This window comes from Streptomyces sp. ISL-43 (assembly GCF_018614195.1).
Taxonomy (GTDB): Bacteria; Actinomycetota; Actinomycetes; order Streptomycetales; family Streptomycetaceae; genus Streptomyces.
Genome location: NZ_JAGGOT010000001.1, coordinates 1 through 19,456 on the forward strand (window position 1 = coordinate 1; position 19,456 = coordinate 19,456).

Here is a 19,456-nt window from a genome sequence, read left to right on the forward strand (position 1 = left end):
CGACTCTATCAGACTCTTTCGGGCCTGACTCCCAGTCAGCGGGTTTTGCCTTCCGGGCTGTTGGGCCCTTCCGACTCCCTGAACTCTAGTGGATTTCCCGGTCGATTCATAATCGGCCTTCGGAAATGAATTCGGGCATGCCGAATATGTTCCCGGTGGGAGATCGTGCTGAGTTGGGTGCCGCAACGAGGCGGCGGGATTCGCTGTCTCCGAAACCTTTCAGCTCAGGGACAACTCGAAGAACCTTACGGATCCGCGAGGCCGGTGTCAACCCCAGACTCTGGTCGGGGTCAGCTGGGGGACTGGAGGTCCTCTACGCGGCTCAGGAGACGGGCGAGCATGTCGCCCAGGACCCCGCGTTCGGCGGTGGAGAGGTCCTGGAGGAGGTCCTCCTCGAAGACCGTGGCCGCGCGCATCGCGTCCAGCCACTTGCTGCGGCCCTCCGCGGTGAGCTCCACGATCACGCGGACGCGGTTGTTCTCGTCCCGCTCGCGCGTGACCAGCCCCTCCGCCGTCATGCGGTCGATCCGGTGGGTCATCGCCGCCGGCGTGAGGCCCAGCTGCTTCGCGAGCTCGCTCGGGCCCATCCGGTACGGGGCTCCGGAGAGGACGAGGGCCTTGAGGACCTCCCACTCCGCGTTGCTGATGCCCAGGGCCGCGGTCTGGCGCCCGTACGCCACGTTCATGCGGCGGTTCAGGCGGCTCAGGGCCGATACGACCTTCTCGACCTGGGGGTCGAGGTCCTGGAACTCGCGCTGATAGACGGCGATCTGTTCGTCGAGGCTCGGTTCGTGGACGGGCGCAGTGCCGTCGGGGGTGTCACCCATGGTCCGAAGTATCGCACGAGCCCGTTGGCATCTAACTCCTTCGATGTGTAGAGTTAAGGATCGAACTTTAGGGATGAAGTCTTCAAGCTTCAGCAATCAAGGTGGTGAGAAGTGACCAAGGTGATGGGCGCTGCGATGCGGCGGATCCAGGCCGGGAACGCGTTGACCGCGTTCGGCATCGGCTACACGGTTCCGTTCCTCTATGTCTACGCGGCGAAGGTGCGAGAGCTGGACCCCATGTGGGCGACCGGCACGTTCATGGCGTTCGCCCTCGGCGCGCTTCTCGCGCTGCCCTTCACCGGGCGGGTGATCGACCGGCGCGGTCCGGTCCCCGTCGTCATCGGCGCGGCCGTCCTCGCCTCGGTCGGTGCGCTGTCGCTCGGGCTCTCCACAGGCGTGGCCGGGATCCTGCTCTCCGCGCTCGCGCTGGGTGCCGGCCAGGCCGTCATGCAGCCCGCGCTGGCCACGATGATCGTGCGGTGCTCCACTGCGTCCACCCGGACGCGTGCCTTCGCCCTCCAGTTCTTCATGCAGAACCTGGGCCTGGGCATCGGCGGGCTCATCGGCGGTCTGATCGTCGACGAGAGCCGTCCCGCCAGCTTCACCCTGCTCTTCGGCATCGAGGCCGTGATGTTCCTGGTCCTGGCCGGGGTCATCGCCACCGTGCGGATGCCGCAGGTGCCGGCCATCAGCAATGCCCTGGCCAAGGACGCCGCCCAGGCGGGCGGCGGCTGGAAGCGGCTTCTGGAGCACAAGGCCATGGTGCAGTTCTGTGTGCTCGGCTTCGTCCTCTTCTTCGCCTGCTACGGACAGTTCGAGTCGGGTCTCGCCGCTTTCGGTACCGAGGCCGCCGGGATCACCCCCTCCACGCTCGGGTTCGCGCTGGCCGCCAACACCGGTGCGATCGTCCTCGCGCAGTTCGTCGTGCTGCGGCTGGTGGAGAACCGTCGCCGGCACCGGGTGATCGCGCTCGTCGGCCTGATCTGGACCGGCGCGTGGATCATCGCCGGCTTCTCCGGTCTGGGACACGGCAGCGCCGTCATGGCCGCCGCCGCGTTCGTGACCGCCTACGCGCTCTTCGGCATCGGCGAGGCCATGCTGTCGCCGACTCTGGCCCCGCTGGTGGCCGATCTCGCTCCGGAGGGCTCCGTGGGCCAGTACAACTCGGCCTTCGCCCTGGTCAAGCAGATGGCGCTGGCGCTCGGGCCGCTCGGTGTGCCGCTGGGTGCGGGCGTGCCGATGCTCTACATCGGGATCTTCGTCCTGGTCTCGCTCGGCATCGCCGGGCTGGCCCTGCGCCTCGGCAAGCAGCTGACTCCGGTGCAGGACAACCCGTCGCCGGCCCGGAGCGCCGGTGCGGCGGAGCCGGTCAAAGCCGCCGAGCCCGTACCCGCGTAGGCGGTGGCGGGCGGGTACGTACGTACCGCGCACATGGCGAAGGCCCCGGTCCGGTGGATCGGGGCCTTCGCCATGTCCGGACGCTACTTGTCCTTGTCCTTGTCCTTGTCGGGGAGGGCGAACTCGCACCAGACGGCCTTGCCGCCGCCCGGGGTGCGGCGGGTGCCCCAGGACGAGGCGATGGTGGCGACGATGGAGATGCCGCGGCCGGTCTCGTCGGCCGGTTCGGCGCGGCGACGGCGCGGGAGGTGGTCGTCCCCGTCGGTGACTTCGATGATCAGCCGGCGGTCCGTCCGGCGCAGGCGCAGGCGCATGGGCGGGGTGCCGTGCTGGAGGGAGTTCGCCACGAGCTCGCTGGCGGCCAGGACGCCGAGGTCGCACAGTTCGACCGGGAAGCGCCAGGAGGCGAGGACGCCCTGGGCGAAGGCGCGGGCGCGCGGGGCGGCCTCGATGCCACCGAGGAGTTCCAGGGCCGCGTTGTGGAAGAGCTCGGCGTCGGCTCCGGTGCGGGCGGGCTGCTGGAGGACCATCACGGCGACGTCGTCGTCGTGGTCGGCGTCGACTCCGAGGGCGCGCATCAGGCGGTCGCAGATGACGGCGGGCGTGCCCTGGGCGCCGGAGAGGGCGCGCTCGAGGGCGGCGACGCCTTCGTCGATGTCCTCACCGCGGCGCTCGACCAGGCCGTCGGTGTAGAGGACGGCGGTGGAGCCGGGGCCGAGCGCGATGGTGCCGGAGGTGTGGAGCCAGCCTCCGGTGCCGAGCGGCGGGCCGGTGGGGTCGGCGGCGCGGCGGACGGTGCCGTCCTCGTCGCGGACGAGGATCGGGAGGTGGCCGGCGGAGGCGTAGGCGAGGAGGCCCTCGTTGGGGTCGTGGACGGCGTAGACGCAGGTGGCGATCTGGCTGGCGTCGATCTCGGCCGCGAGTCCGTCGAGGAGTTGCAGTACCTCGTGGGGCGGGAGGTCGAGGCGGGCGTAGGCGCGGACGGCGGTGCGGAGCTGGCCCATGACGGCGGCGGCGCGGACCCCGCGGCCCATGACGTCGCCGATGACGAGGGCCGTGCGGCCGGCGCCGAGGGTGATGACGTCGTACCAGTCGCCGCCGACGGCCGCCTCGGTGCCGCCGGGCTGGTAGGTCGCCGCGACGCGCAGGTCGTCGGGCTGTTCCAGCTCCTGCGGGAGGAGGGAGCGCTGGAGGGTGACGGCGGCCTCGCGCTGGAGGCGCTCGCTGGCCCGCAGGCGCTCGGCGGCCTCGGCGTGGTCGGTGACGTCGGCGAGGTGGATCAGGATCCCGGCGTGCTCGGGGCTGTCCGCCTCGTCCTCGGCTGCGGCCTTGGGGAAGTCGATGGGGGTGCAGGTGACGGTGTACGAGCTGGCGCCGCCGGGGGCGGTGCGGTTCTTGGCGGTACGGGGCTTCCCGCTGCGCTGGACCTGGTCGAGGAGCGGGAGCAGGCCGAGCTCGCCGAGCTCGGGGAGGGCGAGGTGCGCGGGGGCGCCGGGGGTGCGGGCGCCGAAGCCGGCGGTGTAGGCGTCGTTGACGTAGGCGACGCGGTGCTCGGGGCCGTGCACGAGGGCGACGAGGGCCGGGAGGCGGCCGAGGACGTCCCGTACGGAGAGCTCGTCCGGGGAGGGCACGGGCGCGGCGGAGCTTCCCGTGCCGGCGGTGGCGGGCGCGGCGGCGGTGGCCGAGCCGGTGCCGCGGACCGTGGGGTCGGCGGGCCCGCCGTCGGGCGCGGTCGCGGACTGGCCGGCGGCGCCGCGGGCGGCCGGGACCGAGCCCTCGCCCCGTTTGGCCTGGGCGGCGGCGTGTTCGGACCGGGCGGCGGCGCGGCGCTGCGTTCCGGGAAACCGGGCGCTCCAGCGCGTGAAGTTCACTGCTTTCAAGCCTCGTGGTGTCGCTCGTGGTCGCTGTGTCACTCGGTGGCACTCGGGTGGCACTCGGATGTCACGCTGATGTCACTCTGTGCAGGTGTGAGCCCACCTATGGTCACACGTCCAGTGTGGCGGACGGCACTGACAACGTCAGCCTTCGCTCTTCTTCGGAGGGTCCTTGGGGCCTCCGCCTGCTGCGAGTTCGAATTCTGCTCTGGGGTGTTCGAGGGATCCCAGGGAGACGATCTCACGCTTGAAGAGTCCGGAGAGGGTCCACTCCGCGAGTACCCGCGTCTTGCGGTTGAGGGTGGGGACGCGGCTGAGGTGGTAGACGCGGTGCATCAGCCAGGCCGGGTAGCCCTTGAGCTTGCGGCCGTAGACGTGGGCGACGCCCTTGTGCAGGCCGAGCGAGGCCACGGATCCGGCGTACTTGTGGGCGTACTCGGTCAGGAGTCCGCCGCGCAGGGACGAGACGAGGTTGTCGGCGAGGACCTTGGCCTGGCGGACGGCGTGCTGGGCGTTGGGCGCGCAGGCGGTGCCCTTCTCCGGCGCCGTGATGTCGGGGACGGAGGCGGCGTCGCCGGCCGCCCAGGCGTGTTCCACGCCTTCGACGGTCAGGAAGGAGGTGCAGGCGATGCGGCCGCGGTCGGTCTTGGGCAGGTCGCTGGCGGCGAGGATCGGGTGCGGTTTGACGCCGGCGGTCCACACGACGGTGCGGGTGGGGAAGCGGGCGCCGTCGCTGAGGACGGCGACGCGGTTCTCGCAGGATTCGAGGCGGGTCTCCAGGCGCAGGTCGATGCCGCGGCGGCGCAGTTCGCGGATCGTGTAGGTGCCCATTTCGGGGCCGACCTCGGGGAGGATCCGGTCGCTGGCCTCGACCAGCACCCATTTCATGTCCTCGGGTTTGACGTTGTGGTAGTAGCGGGCCGCGTAGCGCGCCATGTCCTCGAGCTCGCCGAGGGCCTCGACTCCCGCGTAGCCGCCGCCGACGAAGACGAAGGTGAGGGCGGCGTCGCGGATAGCGGGGTCGCGGGTGGAGGAGGCGATGTCCATCTGTTCGATGACGTGGTTGCGCAGGCCGATGGCCTCTTCCACGGTCTTGAATCCGATGGCGTATTCGGCGAGTCCCGGAACGGGGAGGGTGCGGGAGACGGAGCCGGGGGCGAGAACGAGTTCGTCGTACTCGATCTGAACGGGTCCGCCGCCCTCCTCGTCGGTGGCGAGGGTGGTGACGGTCGCGGTCCGGGCGGCGTGGTCGATGCGCTGGGCCTCGCCGATGACGATGCGGCATTTGGACAGGACGCGGCGCAGCGGGACCACGACGTGGCGCGGTGAGATGGAGCCGGCGGCCGCTTCGGGGAGGAAGGGCTGATAGGTCATGTAGGGCTCGGGAGTGACCACCGTGACCTCGGCCTCGCCGGTTCTCAGCTTTCGCTGGAGCCGGAGTGCCGTGTACATGCCTACGTAGCCGCCGCCGACGATGAGGATCCGCGTACGGGGCGGGGTACCGGGGGCCGTGCCCCGGGAGTTAGCAGCCTTCACCATCCCATGACGCAACGTGGCCGGGAGTTTGTCCACAGGCCCGACAAATTGTGTGACCGGAGGGAAGCCCGGGACGGGGCTGCCGTGGGAGGCGGATGGAGGTGAAGGTGCGCAGGTCAGGCAGTGCGGAAGGAGTGATTCCGGGGGCTTGGAACGGAAAAGTGGGGGTGAATGCTCCGATCGGGGGGCGGTCCGTCCGGGGCTGCCTCTTCTGAATTGACTCTGGCTCAACTATGTTCGTATCTCGTCGAGGAGTAGGACCAGGGCCCTCATGACCGTGGCCCCCCTCGACGCGAAGGCGGGGAGTGTCTCCGGGGGGAGACAAATGATTACCGGGGGATACACATGCACATTTCCGATTTCCATGCTTCTGCCACCGCACTGTCGACGGCTACGGCCTCGGCGGAAAGCAATGGCCGACTGATGGCGGGCGGCGCCACCACGCACGGCGTGGGCCGCTCCACTCCGCTGCGCGTCGACGCGCAGCGCAATCTCGAACACGTACTGCGCGCGGCCCGCGAGGTCTTCGGCGAGCTGGGCTACGGGGCTCCGATGGAGGACGTGGCGCGGCGCGCGCGGGTCGGCGTCGGCACCGTGTACCGGCGGTTCCCGAGCAAGGACGTCCTGGTCCGCCGCATAGCCGAGGAGGAGACCTCACGGCTGACCGAGCAGGCCCGTACCGCGCTCGGCCAGGAGGAGGAGCCGTGGCAGGCGCTGTCGCGCTTCCTGCGCACTTCCGTGGCCTCCGGCGCCGGGCGGCTGCTGCCGCCGCAGGTGCTGCGGGTCGGCGGGCCGGACGAGGACGGGGCTCAGGACGAGGGCGCTCGCGTCCCGCACCAGCGTCAGGCCGTCGTGGCCAGCGGACCGCCCGACCTGCGGGTCGTGGGTGCTTCGCGTACCGGCCTGGAGGACGAGCCCTCGGACGACGCGGGCTCGGGTGCGCTGCTGGAGGTCGTCGGCCGTCTGGTGGACCGTGCCAGGGAGGCCGGTGAGCTGCGCGCCGACGTCACGGTGGCCGATGTGCTGCTGGTGATAGCCACGGCGGCGCCCGCGCTGCCGGACGCGGCGCAGCAGGCGGCGGCCTCGGCCCGGCTGCTCGACATCCTGCTCGAGGGGCTGCGGTCCCGGACCGTCTAGTGCTGTGGCCGGAGAGGTTTGCCGGGGCGTGACCCGGTGAACCTCGCCGGGCACGGCATCAGGTGCTGACGACAGGGCCCAGGAGGGACCGGCGCGGATGACGGGCCCCGCCGTGGTGGTGCCGTCAACCGCATCCATCGAACGACCGACCGCTCGAACGGGTGAGGTGGCGTACGGCGATTCGCCGGAGCTTGCCCGGATGAGTGGTTGGCGTGGAGACGGGGCCGGCGCGCGTCCCCCATGTGACACGCTGGATCGGTGTACCGGTTGAGTGTGTCGTGCGGGGGCTTCCGCGATGAGCGTTGACGGGCGGGAAGAGCCACGCGGTGGCGCCGGTGGCGACGTCGAGGCGGGCAGCCTGCCCGCCCGGCAGGTCCCGGCGCAGCGCGAACCGGGCGGGCGCCACGCCGCCGGGCCGGGCGGTGAGCTGCCGCCGTCCGACGGGGACTTGATCGCCCGGATGCGCGGCGGCGACGACGGCGCGTACGAGGAGCTGTTCCGCCGGCACGCCGATGCCGTACGCCGCTACGCCCGCACCTGCTGCCGCGACGGACACACCGCCGACGACCTGACGGCCGAGGTGTTCGCGCGCACCCTCCAGGCCGTACGGGGCGGGGCGGGTCCGGACCAGTCAGTACGCGCCTACCTGCTGACCACCGTGCGCCGGGTCGCCGCGGCCTGGGCGAAAACGGCGAAGCGGGAGCATCTGGTCGAGGACTTCGCGCTGTTCGCGGAGCAGGCCGCCGGATCCGGTGACGGCCCGGTCGCGCTGACCGGGGACGACACCCTGGAACTGGGCGCCGACGTGCGGGCGATGTGCGAGGCCGAGCAGTCCCTCGCCATGCAGGCCTTCCGGAGCCTGCCCGAGCGGTGGCAGGCCGTGCTGTGGCACACCACCGTCGAGGAGGCCTCGCCGAGCTCGATCGCGCCGCTCTTCGGGCTGAGCGCCAACGCCACCGCCGTACTGGCCAGCCGGGCCCGCGAAGGGCTCAAGCAGGCTTACCTGCAGGCCCATGTGAGCACCGCGCTGAGCTCGGGCGGAGACTGCGCCCGGTACGCCGACCGGCTGGGCGCTTACGCCCGCGGCGGGTTGCGCATGCGGGCCGAGCGGGGGCTGCGCAAGCACCTGGAGGAGTGCGCCCAGTGCCGGCTCGCCGCCGGGGAGCTCAAAGACGTCAACGCGGGCATTCCCGCGCTGCTGCCGGTCGCGGTCATCTGGTGGTTCGCCGCCGGGTACGCGGCCAAGGCCGCCGGAGTGGTGGCGGGCGGGGCCGTCGCCGCGGGCGGTGCGGGGGCCGCCGCGGCCGCCGCGGGCGGGTCGACCGCCGGTGCCGGAGCCGGGGCCGCGGGTGGTGCGGCGAGTGGTGCCGCGGCCGGCGGGGCCGGGTCCGGCGGGATCGGCGGAGCCGTGGCTTCGGAGGGGCTGGGCCTGCCCGCGAAGGCGGCCATCGCCGCCGGGGTGGTGGTCGCCGCGGCCGCCGGGGTGGTGTTCGCGCTGGCCGGTGACGACACCGAGCCGCAGGCCCGGGCGACGCCCGCGCCGAGCGTGGCGGCGCCCGCGCTGCCGGTGCCGGGGAGTTCCGCCCCCGCCGCGCAGGAGCCCAGCCCGGCGGGGGCGCAGCCGCCGCCGGCGCGAGGCCCCGTACCGCCGTCGCGGGCGACGACGCCACCGCCGGCGGTCAAGGCGCCGGCCGCGCCGAAGCCCTCGCCGAGCCGGGAGCGGCCCTCGCCCAGTCCGAGCCGCAGCGCGAGCGCGAAGCCGGCGCCCCCTCCGCCGCCGCAGGCTCCGCAGGGGTTCCGGCTCTCCGGGCTGGACCACTCCGTGTACGGGGACCGCAGCGGCCCCGAGCTCCAGACCTGGCGCAGCAGCTGGGTGTGGCAGCGCTGGGGACCGCAGATCGGCGGGCATCGCTTCGACCACGGGATCACCGTCAACTCCCGCTCTTCCGTGGAGATCGCCCTCAACCGCCAGTGCGCGAGCTTCTCCGCGCGGGCCGGTGTGGACGGCCTGTCGCTGCTCACGGACGGCGAGGTCCGCTTCTCCGTGTACGCGGACGGGCAGCGCCTGTGGCAGTCCCGGGCGCTCGGCTACGAGGACCCCGCGGTGGGCGTGTCCGTCTCCCTGACCGGGCACAAGACGCTGCGCCTGGTCGTGGAGCGGGCCGGGGGCGGCCGCCTGCCGACCCTGGCGACCTGGGCAGACTCCGTCATCAGCTGCCGCTGACGGCGGTCAGGCTCCTGTACCGGTGACCCCGGTCAGGCTTCGGTGAGGAGCGCCGTCACCTCGGGCGGGGTGAGGGCGGCGCCGGCCGCCTGCTCCCGGGCGTACCGCTCCGGGCCGAGCGCGGCGCGGGTGCGGTCCGGGAGATCGGCGAGGGCCGCCGCCTCCGGGACCGAGCGCGGGTGGCCCGCGCGCCAGGCGGTGGCGGCCGCGAAGACCCGTACGGCCTCGGCGGGGCGGCCGGTGGCGGCCAGTTGGTCGGCGGCGGTTTCGGCGAGCGCGGCGAGGACCCGTTCCGCGCAGTGCCCGGCGACGGCGGCGGCCAGAGCGGGGACGATCCGGGCCAGGCCGGCCTCCGGACCGTGCTCACGGGCGGCGAGTACGGCATCGATGTTGTCGAGTCCGGCGGTGAGCTGCGGCGGCCCGGTGACCTTCCCAGCCTCGGCGCGGGCCAGATCGCACTCGGCGCGGGCCCGGTCGAGGTCTCCCCGGAAGAGCGCGAGCAGCGAGGCGATCAGGCGGCTGTAAGCGCGTACGTCGTACACCCCGCCGTACTGCTCGGCTTCCCGGTCCGCCTGGCCCAGCGACTGCGCGGCGCCGTCGAAGTCCCCCGTGCAGAAGGCCGCTTCGGCGATCCGGACGAGCGCGAAGGGCGCCTCGATGTGCGCGCCGACCTCACGGACGAGGCGCAGGCACTCCTCGTACTCGGTGCGGGCGGTGTCGTACCGGCCGTGGGAGAGGGCCAGTTCGCCGGCCGCGCTCGCGACCTGGGAGCGGGTCCAGCGGTCGCCGACCCGGTGGGCGATCTCGTGCAGTTCGGCGATGTCCGCGTCGACGGTGGGCAGGCCGCCGGTGAGGTCGATGGCGACGTGGGTGCGGAGCATGAGGGTGATGCCGAGCTCCCAGTCGCCCCCGTGGCGGCGGCAGTTCTCGACGCTGGTGTCGAGGTGGGCGTGGAAGTCGCGGGCGTCACCGGTGAGGTACGAGGCCATGGGCCAGAGCATGCCGGGGAAGCGGGCCGCCTCGGGGCCGCCGCGGCCGAAGGCCTCGATGATGCGGGCCGAGAGGGCGGCGTACCGGGGGGAGTGGAACTCCTCGATCTCGCGGCTTTCGGCGAGCAGGAAGACGTGGAGGACCTCCAGGCGCATGAGGCTCCAGTACGACGGGGAGCCCTCGGGCGGGTCGGGCGGGGTGACGGCCAGGACGCGGGCGGTCCATTCGGCGCCCTCGTCGCGGTAGTTGCGCAGCCACCAGAACCAGCCCAGGGCGAAGACGAGGCGTTGGGCGGTATCGCTGTCGTGGTGGGTGACGGCGGTGTGGAGGCCGGCGCGGAGGTTGTCGAGCTCGGTCTCGATCCGGCGGATCCAGGGGAGCTGGTCGGCGGAGCGGAGCCGGGGTTCGGCTTCCTCCGCGAGTGCCGTGAAGTGGGTGGCGTGGCGGCGGGCGGTGGAGGTGCGGGGGTTGGGGGCGGTGGGGGCGGTGGGGGCGGCCGCGGCGCGTTCGGTGGCGTACTCGTGGATGGTTTCGAGCATGCGGTAGCGCATGCCGGCGGGGCCGGCGGGCTCGGCGAGGACGAGGGACTTGTCGACCAGGGAGCCGAGGAGGTGGGCGACGTCAAGGGCGTCGGCTTCGGCGCCGGCTCCGGTGCCGGTGCCGTCGTCTTCGGAGTCGGAGTCGGCGTCCGCGTCGGCGTCGGCGTCGGCGCTCGGGGCGCAGACGGCTTCGGCCGCCGCCAGGTCGCAGCCTCCGGCGAAGACGGACAGGCGGCGCAGGACGGTGCGTTCGGGCTCGGAGAGGAGGTCCCAGGACCAGTCGACGACGGCGCGCAGGGTCTGCTGGCGCGGGAGGACCGTCCGGGAACCGCTGGTCAGGAGGCTGAAACGGTCGTCGAGGCGGTTGGCGATCTGCCGCGGTGCCAGCAGACGCAGCCGGGCGGCGGCCAGCTCGATGGCGAGCGGCAGGCCGTCGAGGCGGGCGCAGATCTCGGCTACGGCCGCCGGGTCCTCGTCGGGGGTGAAGCCGGGGCGGGCGGAGGCGGCCCGGTCGGCGAAGAGCCGGTGCGCGGGGGCGGGCGGGAGCGGTTCGACGGGGCGGATCGTTTCGCCGGGGACGCCGAGGGGCTCACGGCTGGTGGCGAGGATCCGTACGCCGGGGCAGTGCGTGAGGAGGCGTTCGGCGAGGTCGGCGGCGGCGCCGATGACGTGTTCGCAATTGTCGAGGACGAGGAGCAGGCGGCGGTTCGCGCAGTGCTCGACGAGGAGGGTGGTGGGGTCGTCGGCCGGGGTCTTCTCACGGGCCACGAGGGAGCTCTCGCGCAGGCCGAGGGCGCTGAGGACGGCCCCGGGGACGGCGGCGGGGTGGTCCAGGCGGGCCAGTTCGACGAGCCAGGCCGGTTCGGGGTGGTGGTCGGTGGTGGTTGCGGCTGCGGCTGCCGTTGCGGTGGCGTGGTCGGCGGCGGCGTGCTCGGCGAGGCGGGTCTTGCCGGATCCGCCGGGGCCGGTGAGCGTGATCAGGCGCAGGCGGGGCAGGTCGGCGCGGAGGGAGGCGAGTTCGGGTTCGCGCCCGACGAAGGAGGTGAGGCGGGGGCGGAGGTTGCCCTGCGGGGGTGCTGGGGGTGGGGGCGGGGTCCGGGGCGGGGCCGGCTGGAGGAGTTCCGCGTGCAGGGCGGCGAGTTCGGGGCCGGGGTCCGTACCGAGGGCTTCGGCGAGGGTGCGGCGGGTGCGCTCGTACGCGGCGAGGGCCTCGGCGGGGCGGCCGGCCGCGCGCAGGGCGCGGAGCTGCTGGGCGCGGAGGGGTTCGTCGTACGGGTGCTCGTGGATCAGTGCCTCGATCTCCGGGAGGAGCGTCGCCGGGTCGGTGGCGCCGGAGCGGAGGTCGGCCTCGACCCGGTCGCGGAGCGCGGCCGTGCGGTGCGCCTCGGCGGCGGCCGCGTGGGCGGTGCGGGCGGGCTCCGGGAGATCGGCGAAGGCGGAGCCGCGCCAGAGGCCGAGGGCGGAGCGGAGGGTCACGGCGGCGGCCGGGTACCGGCCGGAGGCCAGCTCGTGGGTGCCTTGGCGGGCCAGCCGGGTGAAGCGGTGGAAGTCCACGTCGTCCGGGCCGTCGACGGCGAGGCGGTAGCCGCCGGCGGGGTAGGCCAGGACGGTGTCCCGTGCGCCGAGGGCGCGGCGCAGCCGGGCGACCAGGGCCTGGAGGGCGGCGGGGGCGTCCTGGGGCGGGTCGTCGCCCCAGACCTCGTCGATGAGGTCCGCGACGGGGACGGGCGTGCGGGTGTCCGCGCGCAGGGCGAGCGCGGTGAGGAGTGCGCGGAGGCGGGGGCCGCCGAGGGGGCGGGGGGTGGTGGTCGCGCCGCTCGCGGCGATCACGGCGGTCGCGGCGGCCTTGTTCGTCTTGTCGGTCTCGTCGCGGGCCCCGGTGATGCCGAGGATCAGGTAGCGCACGGGGCCATACTGCCGGTCCTTTGCCGGGGGCGGACGGGGGTCGGGTGTGTTCGGCTCCGGCCGGGCCCTGGGCTCCCACCCCGGGGGCCCCGGCGCCTCGAACGCCGGCGGGGCCGGGACTGGCTGCGTCAGGGCCGGAGCGTGTGTGTCATGAGAGGGCTTTGGGGCGGAGGGGGACGCCTGTGGGGACTGCGCGGCGGCGGGGGGTGGAGGTGCCTGTCCAGCAGGTGCCCCGGCGGGCCAGGAGGCGGCCCAGCCACAGTTCCATCGAGACGAGTTCGGCCAGTCCGTCGAGCGGGACCGGGTGGCCGTCCGCGGCGTCCAGGAGGGCCTGGCGGACGACCCGGGCCTCGATCAGGCCCGCGTCCGCCAGGAGGGGGGCGGCGAAGAGGGCCAGGAGGTCGGGGAGGGCGGTGCGCAGGCCCAGGCGGGTCGCGGATTCGTTCGGGGCGTGGGTCGTGGCGCCCCAGCCCGGGGGGAGTTCACGGACGCCGGCCGAGGACAGGACGGTGCGCAGGATCGCCGCCCGCGCGCCGGGCTGGACGCGCAGGGATTCGGGGAGGGCGCGGGCGGCCCGTACGACCTGGTTGTCCAGGAAGGGGGCGTGCAGGCGCTGGCTGCGGACCTCCACGGCCTGTTCGAAGACCCGGTGGTCGGCCGCGTGGCGGGCCAGGACGGCGCGGGCCCGGGCCTCCCCCGGACGCAGGGAGAGCGGAGGGCGGCCCGCGGCGGCGGTGAGGCGGATCGATACCTCGGCCAGTGCCTCACCCGTCAGCCAGGCCGCCGCCGGGCCCGGGCGGGACCAGGTCAGGGCCGCGAGCGACGCGTCCACCGGGGAGGAGGGGCCCCCGGCGGCGGCGCCCTCGCGCAGCCGGGCCGCGGCCGCTTCCATGCCCGCGCGGTACGGCGTACGGGCCAGGCGGCGCGCGGCCGAGTAGACGGTGAGGGGGACGAGGAGGGAGTCGCCGGGGGACGTGCGGGCCAGGGCCAGGGCGGGGCGCAGCAGATGGCGTCGGCGGCGGTCCAGGAGGAGGTCCGCGAGCCGGGCGGGGTGGGCGTCGAGGACCTGGCGGGCTCCGTGGCCGGTGAAGTGGTCGGCCGAGCCGGCGGCGAGGCGGCGCCGCTCGCGCGCGGCGAAGACGAGGGAGGGGCCCGGTTCGTCGGTGAGGGGTCCGTCGAGGTCCGCGTAGGGGAGCGCTTCCTCGGCGGCGGCCACGACCACGTGGTGGAGGCGGGGGTTGGCGGCGATGGCGTGGGCGCGTTCCAGTTCGGCCTCGCGGCCCTGCGGGGTGGCGAGGTCGTTGAAGGTGACCGCGAGGAGGCGTTCCCCGGTGCGGCCGAGGATGGTTCCGGGTGCTCCGGGGAGGCCGGCCGCCAGCAGGGCGAGGGTCGCGGAGGCGCTGCCGCCGGAGAGGTCGGCGCCCACTCCGGGGACGGGCGCGGGGGCGCCGCGGGCCGCGCGCCGGTCGGCGGGGCCCATTCCGGGGACGGGCCCGGGGTCGTAGGGCATTGCCTCGGGGGCATGGCGGGGAGCCGTGAGCCGGGCGCGCACCGCGTCGACCAACGCTTCCCGTACGCCCTCCACCGCGCGCTCGGGGTCGGCCTCGGGGGCGGCCACCGCGAGGGAGGCCACCGACTCGTACCCGGTGATCTCCCGCGAGCCCTCGCGCAGGATCAGCGCGTGGCCGGGCGGGATGCGGCGTACGCCGACGTACGGTGTGCCGTCGCCCAGCGCCTCCGGGCTGTCCGGGCAGGCCAGCAGGGCGGCGAGATGGCCCACGTCGAGCTGCGCCTCGATCAGGTCGGCGAGCGGGAGGGCGGCGGTGGCGTACGCGGTTCCGCTCGCCCAGGGGGTGTAGAAGACGGGCCGGGCTCCGGCGAGGTCGCCGACGACGGTGATGCGGCGGCCGGCCTGGACGACGGCGGTGTAGCTGCCGGGCCACTGGGTGAGATGGCGCAGGGCGCCGCCGCGGGCGGCGTACAGGGCGTGGCGCAGTTCCTCGTCGGTGGCGCCGCAGCAGCCGAGGACGACGAGCCGGGTGAACGGGTCGGCGGGGTCGGCGGTGAGGGTGCGGATCTCGTCCGGGCGCCAGTCGCCGACGGCCCAGAGGGGGTCGGGGTCCCCCCAGAGCAGTTGGGCGCCCACGGGGACGACGGTGCGGTCGGCGTCGGCCGCGGCCGGGGCGTCGGGATGGTCGGCGTCGGCGAGGCCGCCGCGGACGGGGCCGTCGGCCCACCCGTCGGGGCCGGAGCCGTAGCCGGCGGTGTGGGCCGAGGCGCGTCCGGAGCCGTATCCGCCCTGGCCGGAGCCTTGCGCGGCGCTGTGGGCGGAGCCGGGGCCCGCGACCCGTCCGGCCGTGCCGAAGCTCGCGGCGATACTGCTCCAACCCACCAACCAGCGCACCGCGCCGCCTCCCCAGCCCGTGGGCACCTGACCGGGGTACGAACGGCGCGGTCGGCTCTCTGGGCGCGGTCGGCAGGACCCCGGGTGGCTCGGGGACCATGCTGCCACGAGACAGGCGTGCGAGAGTGGTTAAGGGGGGCGCACATGCAAACGAACACGCCCCGTCCATGCGGTATTTGGCGTTCCGTTCCCACCGTCCCATAGGTCGCTTTCGGCCATTCTTCGGCCGTACTGCGGACCCGCCGGTCCCATCCGGCGCGGCACGGCGAAGCGCGGCCCGGGAGGCGGCATCCGCCCCCCGGACCGTTCCGCCACCCGCGGGGATTGAGGCAGCGGCGTCCCCCGGCCCGCCGGATCCACGCGGCGGGCCGACCCACGCACCGCACATCGAATCGCCGGGCCCGCGGAGCGGCCAGAGCGCACGGCCGGGCGCACGGCCACACGGGCGGAGCACGCGCTGAGACGTGCGCCCCGGGCGCGGACCCCCGCCCGACTGTGCATACGGACAACAATCCCGCCATACGGAACAAGGGGCCTTAACGCTTGGGAGGCGGGGAACTACGCTGGGTTTACGAAATGCCGGGCGCCTATGCCCCGGCGGCGTATGCGTTCCGCGTGTGACGAGGGGTGGCGCATGTCCAGGGAGCTCCGCGAGCCCAATGAGAAGCTCGGCGCCGTCCTCGCCCTCGCGGGCATCAGCAACGCCGGGCTCGCCCGCCGGGTCAACGACCTCGGCGCGCAGCGCGGCCTGACACTTCGGTACGACAAGACGTCCGTGGCCCGGTGGGTCTCGAAGGGGATGGTGCCGCAGGGCGCCGCCCCGCATCTGATCGCGGCGGCCATCGGCGCGAAGCTCGGCCGGCCCGTGCCGCTGCACGAGATCGGGCTCGCCGACGCGGACCCGGCGCCCGAGGTGGGGCTGGCCTTCCCGCGCGACGTGGGCGCCGCCGTGCGCTCGGCCACCGACCTCTACCGCCTCGACCTCGCCGGGCGGCGTGGTGGTGGCGGGATCTGGCAGTCGCTCGCCGGTTCCTTCTCGGTGGCGGCATATGCGACGCCGGCCTCACGCTGGCTGATATCTCCCGCCGACAGTTCGGTGGCGCGCGAGCCGGGGCAGGGAGCTGGATCGGGACAGGGAGCTGGGTCGGGACAGAGGCAGGGTCAGGGTCAGGGTCAGGGTCAGGGTCAGGGTCAGGGTCAGGGTCAGGGGCCAGCGAAGAGCAGCGGGCAGGGCCAGCACCGCACGGCGTCGTCCCGCCCGACCGTGGCATCGCGCGAACCGGTGCCGGGCGCGGCCCCGCCGCAAGGCCTTCCGGCGCCTCCCGGCGCCCTCGTCGGGGGTGTGCCCGCCCAGCCTCCAGGCGAAACGCCCGCCCCTTCCGCGCCCGAGGCCGGGCCGCAGCGCGTGGGCCACAGCGATGTGACCAAGCTGCGCGAGGCCGCCGAGGACGCCCGCCGCTGGGACTCCAAGTACGGGGGCGGCGACTGGCGTTCGTCGATGGTCCCCGAATGCCTGCGGGTGGACGCGACGCCGCTGCTGCTCGGCTCCTACACCGACGAGGTGGGCCGCGCGCTCTTCGGCGCGACCGCCGAACTGACCCGGCTGGCCGGCTGGATGGCCTTCGACACCGGGCAGCAGGAAGCGGCCCAGCGCTACTACATCCAGGCACTGCGCCTGGCCCGCGCGGCAGCCGACGTACCGCTCGGCGGGTACGTGCTGGCGTCGATGTCGCTGCAGGCCACCTACCGGGACTTCCCGGACGAGGGCGTGGACCTCGCGCAGGCCGCCGTCGAGCGCAACCGGGGCCTGGCCACGGCCCGCACGATGAGCTTCTTCCGGCTCGTAGAGGCCCGGGCGCACGCGAAGGCCGGCGATTCCGCGGCCGCCGGGGCCGCGCTGAAGGCCGCCGAGAGCTGGCTGGAGCGAGCCCGGGACGGTGACGCCGATCCGACCTGGCTCGGCTTCTACTCGTACGACCGCTTCGCGGCGGACGCGGCGGAGTGTTATCGCGATCTCAAACTCCCGCGCCAGGTAAGGCGTTTCACCGAACAGGCGCTGTCCCGGCCGACGGAGGAGTACGTACGATCACACGGGCTGCGGCTCGTGGTGAGCGCGGTGGCCGAGCTGGAGTCCGGGAACCTCGACGCGGCGTGCGCGGCGGGTACCCGGGCGGTGGAGGTCGCGGGGCGGATCTCGTCCGCACGCACGACCGAATACGTACGGGACCTCCTGCACCGGCTGGAACCGTACGGGGACGAACCGCGCGTCGCCGAACTGCGCGAGCGGGCCAGGCCTCTGCTGGTTACCCCGGCATAGGCCCCGCGTCGCCCCGTTGTCAGTGGCGGGGTGCACTATGCAGGGGTGGGAGGTGTCAGTGTGGGCGGCGTGGGCAGCATGGGCAGGGTGGACTGCGATGTGCTGGTGATCGGCGGCGGAATCGTCGGGCTGTCGACGGCGCATGCCCTCGCCGGGCTCGCTCCGGGGACCCGTGTGGTCGTCCTGGAGAAGGAGGCCGGCCCGGCGCGGCACCAGACGGGCCGCAACAGCGGCGTGATCCACAGCGGCATCTACTACAAGCCGGGATCGCTCAAGGCGCGCTTCGCGGTGCGCGGGGCGGCCGAGATGGTCAAGTTCTGCGCGGAGCACGACATCCCGCACGAGGTGACGGGCAAGCTCATCGTCGCCACCGAGCGGGACGAGCTGCCGCGCCTGCACGCGCTCGTACAGCGCGGCCGGGAGAACGGCATCCCGGTGCGGGAGCTGGGGCCGACACAGATCGCGGAGTACGAGCCCCAGGTGCGCGGGCTCGCCGCGATCCACGTCGGGACCACCGGAATCGTGGACTACGGGCGGGTCGCGGAGCAGCTGGCGGAGTCCTCGGGGGCGGAGATCGTCTACGGCGGGACGGTCGATCTGATCGCGCGGCGCGCCTCCGGGGTGGCGGTGCGGACGAGCACCGGCCTGGTGGTGCGCTCCCGGGTCCTGGTGAACTGCGCGGGCCTGCAGTGCGACCGGATCGCGCGGCTGGCCGGGGACGACCCGGGCATGCGGATCCTGCCGTTCCGGGGCGAGTACTACGACCTGGCGCGGCCCGAGCTGGTGCGCGGGCTGGTCTATCCGGTGCCGGACCCCGCCTTCCCCTTCCTCGGCGTGCACCTGACGCGTGGCATCGGGGGCGGGGTCCACGTCGGGCCGAACGCGGTGCCGGCGCTGGCGCGCGAGGGGTACGGGTGGGGCGTGGTGCGGCCGTGGGACCTCGCGGACGAGCTGGCCTGGCCGGGATCCTGGCGGATGGCCGCGCGGCACTGGCGGTACGGGGCGGGCGAGGTGCGGCGGTCGCTGTCGAAGGCGGCGTTCGTCGAGGCGGTACGGAGGCTGCTGCCGGCGGTGACGGCCGGGGACCTGGTGCCCGCCGCGGCCGGGGTTCGGGCGCAGGCCGTACTGCGGGACGGGACGCTGGTGGACGACTTCCTGATCCGGGAGGGTCCGCGGACGGTGCACGTGCTGAACGCTCCGTCGCCGGCGGCCACCGCTTCACTGCCGATCGGGCGGGAGATCGCGGGCCGCGCGCTCACCGCGCTCCGCGCGGCGTAGTCCCCGGGGCTCCCGAGTCGCGGCCGCGGGTGGCGGGCCCTGCGGGGCGAGTCCCCTACCCGCCCTTCCGCCGTTCCCCGGGCTCTGCCCGGACCCGGTCCTCGAAGGCCGGGCGGGCTGGAGGTGGTCCTCGAAGGCCGGGCTGCGGGCTGGAGGGTCGGGGCGGCGGCCGCGCGTAGAATCCGGGGATTGTGTCTGAGCCACTTAACCCCCAGAATCCCGCCTCCCCGCCCGCGCCGGAGGCGACCGGTACCTACACGCCCCCGAAGTGGCGGACCGAGCCGCGGTTTCCCGACGGGCCCGCGCCCGATCCGGCCGGGTCGCATCACGAGCGGCGGATCCGGAGCTTCCAGCCCCGGCGCAGCCGGGTCACCACCGGGCAGGGCGAAGCCCTGAAGCGGCTCTGGGGAACCTGGGGGCTCGACATCGACGGGCATGACGTCATCGATCTGAAGCAGATGTTCGACGGGCTTCCCGTCGTGCTGGAGATCGGCTTCGGCATGGGTGAGGCCACCGCGCAGATGGCGGCCGCCGACCCGGGGACGGGAATCCTCGCCGCCGACGTGCACACCCCGGGCCAGGGCAACCTCCTCGCCCTCGCCGAGCGCGAGGGGCTCGGCAACGTGCGCGTCGCGAACGGCGATGCCATCATCCTGCTCCGGGAGATGCTGCCGCCCGATTCCCTCGCCGGGATCCGCGTGTACTTCCCCGACCCCTGGCCCAAGGCCCGCCACCACAAGCGGCGCCTGATCCAGCCCGAGTTCCTCGCGCTGGCCGCCACCCGCATGGCGCCCGGGGCGATCCTGCACTGCGCGACCGACTGGGAGCCGTACGCCGAGCAGATGCTCGAAGTGCTGACCGCGCAGCCGGAGTTCGAGAACACGCGGGCCGACGGCGGCTACGCGCCCCGTCCCGACTTCCGCCCCCTCACCCGTTTCGAGGGGCAGGGGCTCGACAAGGGGCACGTCGTACACGACGTGCTCTTCCGCCGCATCGACAACCCGGGGATCTGAGCTACGTCACTCCT

The 19,456-nt window shown here is 74.1% G+C and carries 11 protein-coding genes; 6 read left to right on the forward strand and 5 right to left on the reverse strand.

The window, feature by feature from the left end:
- Positions 1 to 290 precede the first annotated feature (290 nt).
- Entirely contained in the window at positions 291 to 827 is a 537-nt protein-coding gene (locus J7F03_RS00005; RefSeq protein ID WP_214946520.1) for a MarR family winged helix-turn-helix transcriptional regulator, read from the reverse strand.
- A 111-nt stretch (positions 828 to 938) separates the two neighbouring features.
- On the opposite strand from J7F03_RS00005, the gene J7F03_RS00010 reads away from it, so the two are divergent.
- Positions 939 to 2,225 (forward strand): MFS transporter, encoded by a 1,287-nt coding sequence (locus J7F03_RS00010; RefSeq protein WP_374104244.1) that lies wholly within the window; start codon positions 939 to 941, stop codon positions 2,223 to 2,225.
- Positions 2,226 to 2,308: 83 nt separating this feature from the next.
- Here J7F03_RS00010 and J7F03_RS00015 read toward each other — a convergent pair whose 3' ends face one another.
- Positions 2,309 to 4,096: an ATP-binding SpoIIE family protein phosphatase gene (locus J7F03_RS00015; protein WP_214946521.1), complete on the reverse strand. Its 1,788-nt coding sequence runs from the start codon at positions 4,094 to 4,096 to the stop codon at positions 2,309 to 2,311.
- Positions 4,097 to 4,243: 147 nt separating this feature from the next.
- Positions 4,244 to 5,638, reverse strand: coding sequence for an NAD(P)/FAD-dependent oxidoreductase (locus J7F03_RS00020; RefSeq protein ID WP_214946522.1), 1,395 nt, complete (start codon positions 5,636 to 5,638; stop codon positions 4,244 to 4,246).
- 342 nt (positions 5,639 to 5,980) lie between these two features.
- Between J7F03_RS00020 and J7F03_RS00025 the strand changes: the two genes are divergently transcribed.
- Together J7F03_RS00025 and J7F03_RS00030 are read left to right on the forward strand one after the other, a co-directional pair.
- Positions 5,981 to 6,772, forward strand: coding sequence for a TetR/AcrR family transcriptional regulator (locus J7F03_RS00025; RefSeq protein WP_214946523.1), 792 nt, complete (start codon positions 5,981 to 5,983; stop codon positions 6,770 to 6,772).
- Positions 6,773 to 7,067: 295 nt separating this feature from the next.
- The gene (locus J7F03_RS00030; RefSeq protein ID WP_214946524.1) at positions 7,068 to 8,996 is read left to right on the forward strand and encodes a sigma-70 family RNA polymerase sigma factor; all 1,929 of its coding nucleotides are present in this window, start codon (positions 7,068 to 7,070) and stop codon (positions 8,994 to 8,996) included.
- A 32-nt stretch (positions 8,997 to 9,028) separates the two neighbouring features.
- Here J7F03_RS00030 and J7F03_RS00035 read toward each other — a convergent pair whose 3' ends face one another.
- On the reverse strand, positions 9,029 to 12,430 hold the full coding sequence (locus tag J7F03_RS00035; protein WP_214946525.1) for a BTAD domain-containing putative transcriptional regulator: 3,402 nt from the start codon (positions 12,428 to 12,430) through the stop codon (positions 9,029 to 9,031).
- Positions 12,431 to 12,578: 148 nt separating this feature from the next.
- Positions 12,579 to 14,834, reverse strand: coding sequence for an asparagine synthase-related protein (locus J7F03_RS00040; protein WP_214946526.1), 2,256 nt, complete (start codon positions 14,832 to 14,834; stop codon positions 12,579 to 12,581).
- A gap of 634 nt (positions 14,835 to 15,468) precedes the next feature.
- Between J7F03_RS00040 and J7F03_RS00045 the strand changes: the two genes are divergently transcribed.
- The 3 genes from J7F03_RS00045 to trmB all read left to right on the forward strand — a co-directional run bounded on the left by J7F03_RS00045 (position 15,469) and on the right by trmB (position 19,442).
- Positions 15,469 to 17,151 (forward strand): sporulation protein, encoded by a 1,683-nt coding sequence (locus tag J7F03_RS00045; RefSeq protein ID WP_214946527.1) that lies wholly within the window; start codon positions 15,469 to 15,471, stop codon positions 17,149 to 17,151.
- Positions 17,152 to 17,229: 78 nt separating this feature from the next.
- Entirely contained in the window at positions 17,230 to 18,429 is a 1,200-nt protein-coding gene (lhgO, locus tag J7F03_RS00050; RefSeq protein ID WP_214946627.1) for an L-2-hydroxyglutarate oxidase, read from the forward strand.
- Positions 18,430 to 18,620: 191 nt separating this feature from the next.
- Positions 18,621 to 19,442 carry a tRNA (guanosine(46)-N7)-methyltransferase TrmB gene (gene trmB, locus J7F03_RS00055; RefSeq protein WP_214946528.1) on the forward strand — a complete coding sequence of 274 codons (822 nt, stop codon included), beginning with the start codon at positions 18,621 to 18,623 and terminating at the stop codon, positions 19,440 to 19,442.
- The last annotated feature ends 14 nt before the right edge of the window (positions 19,443 to 19,456 follow it).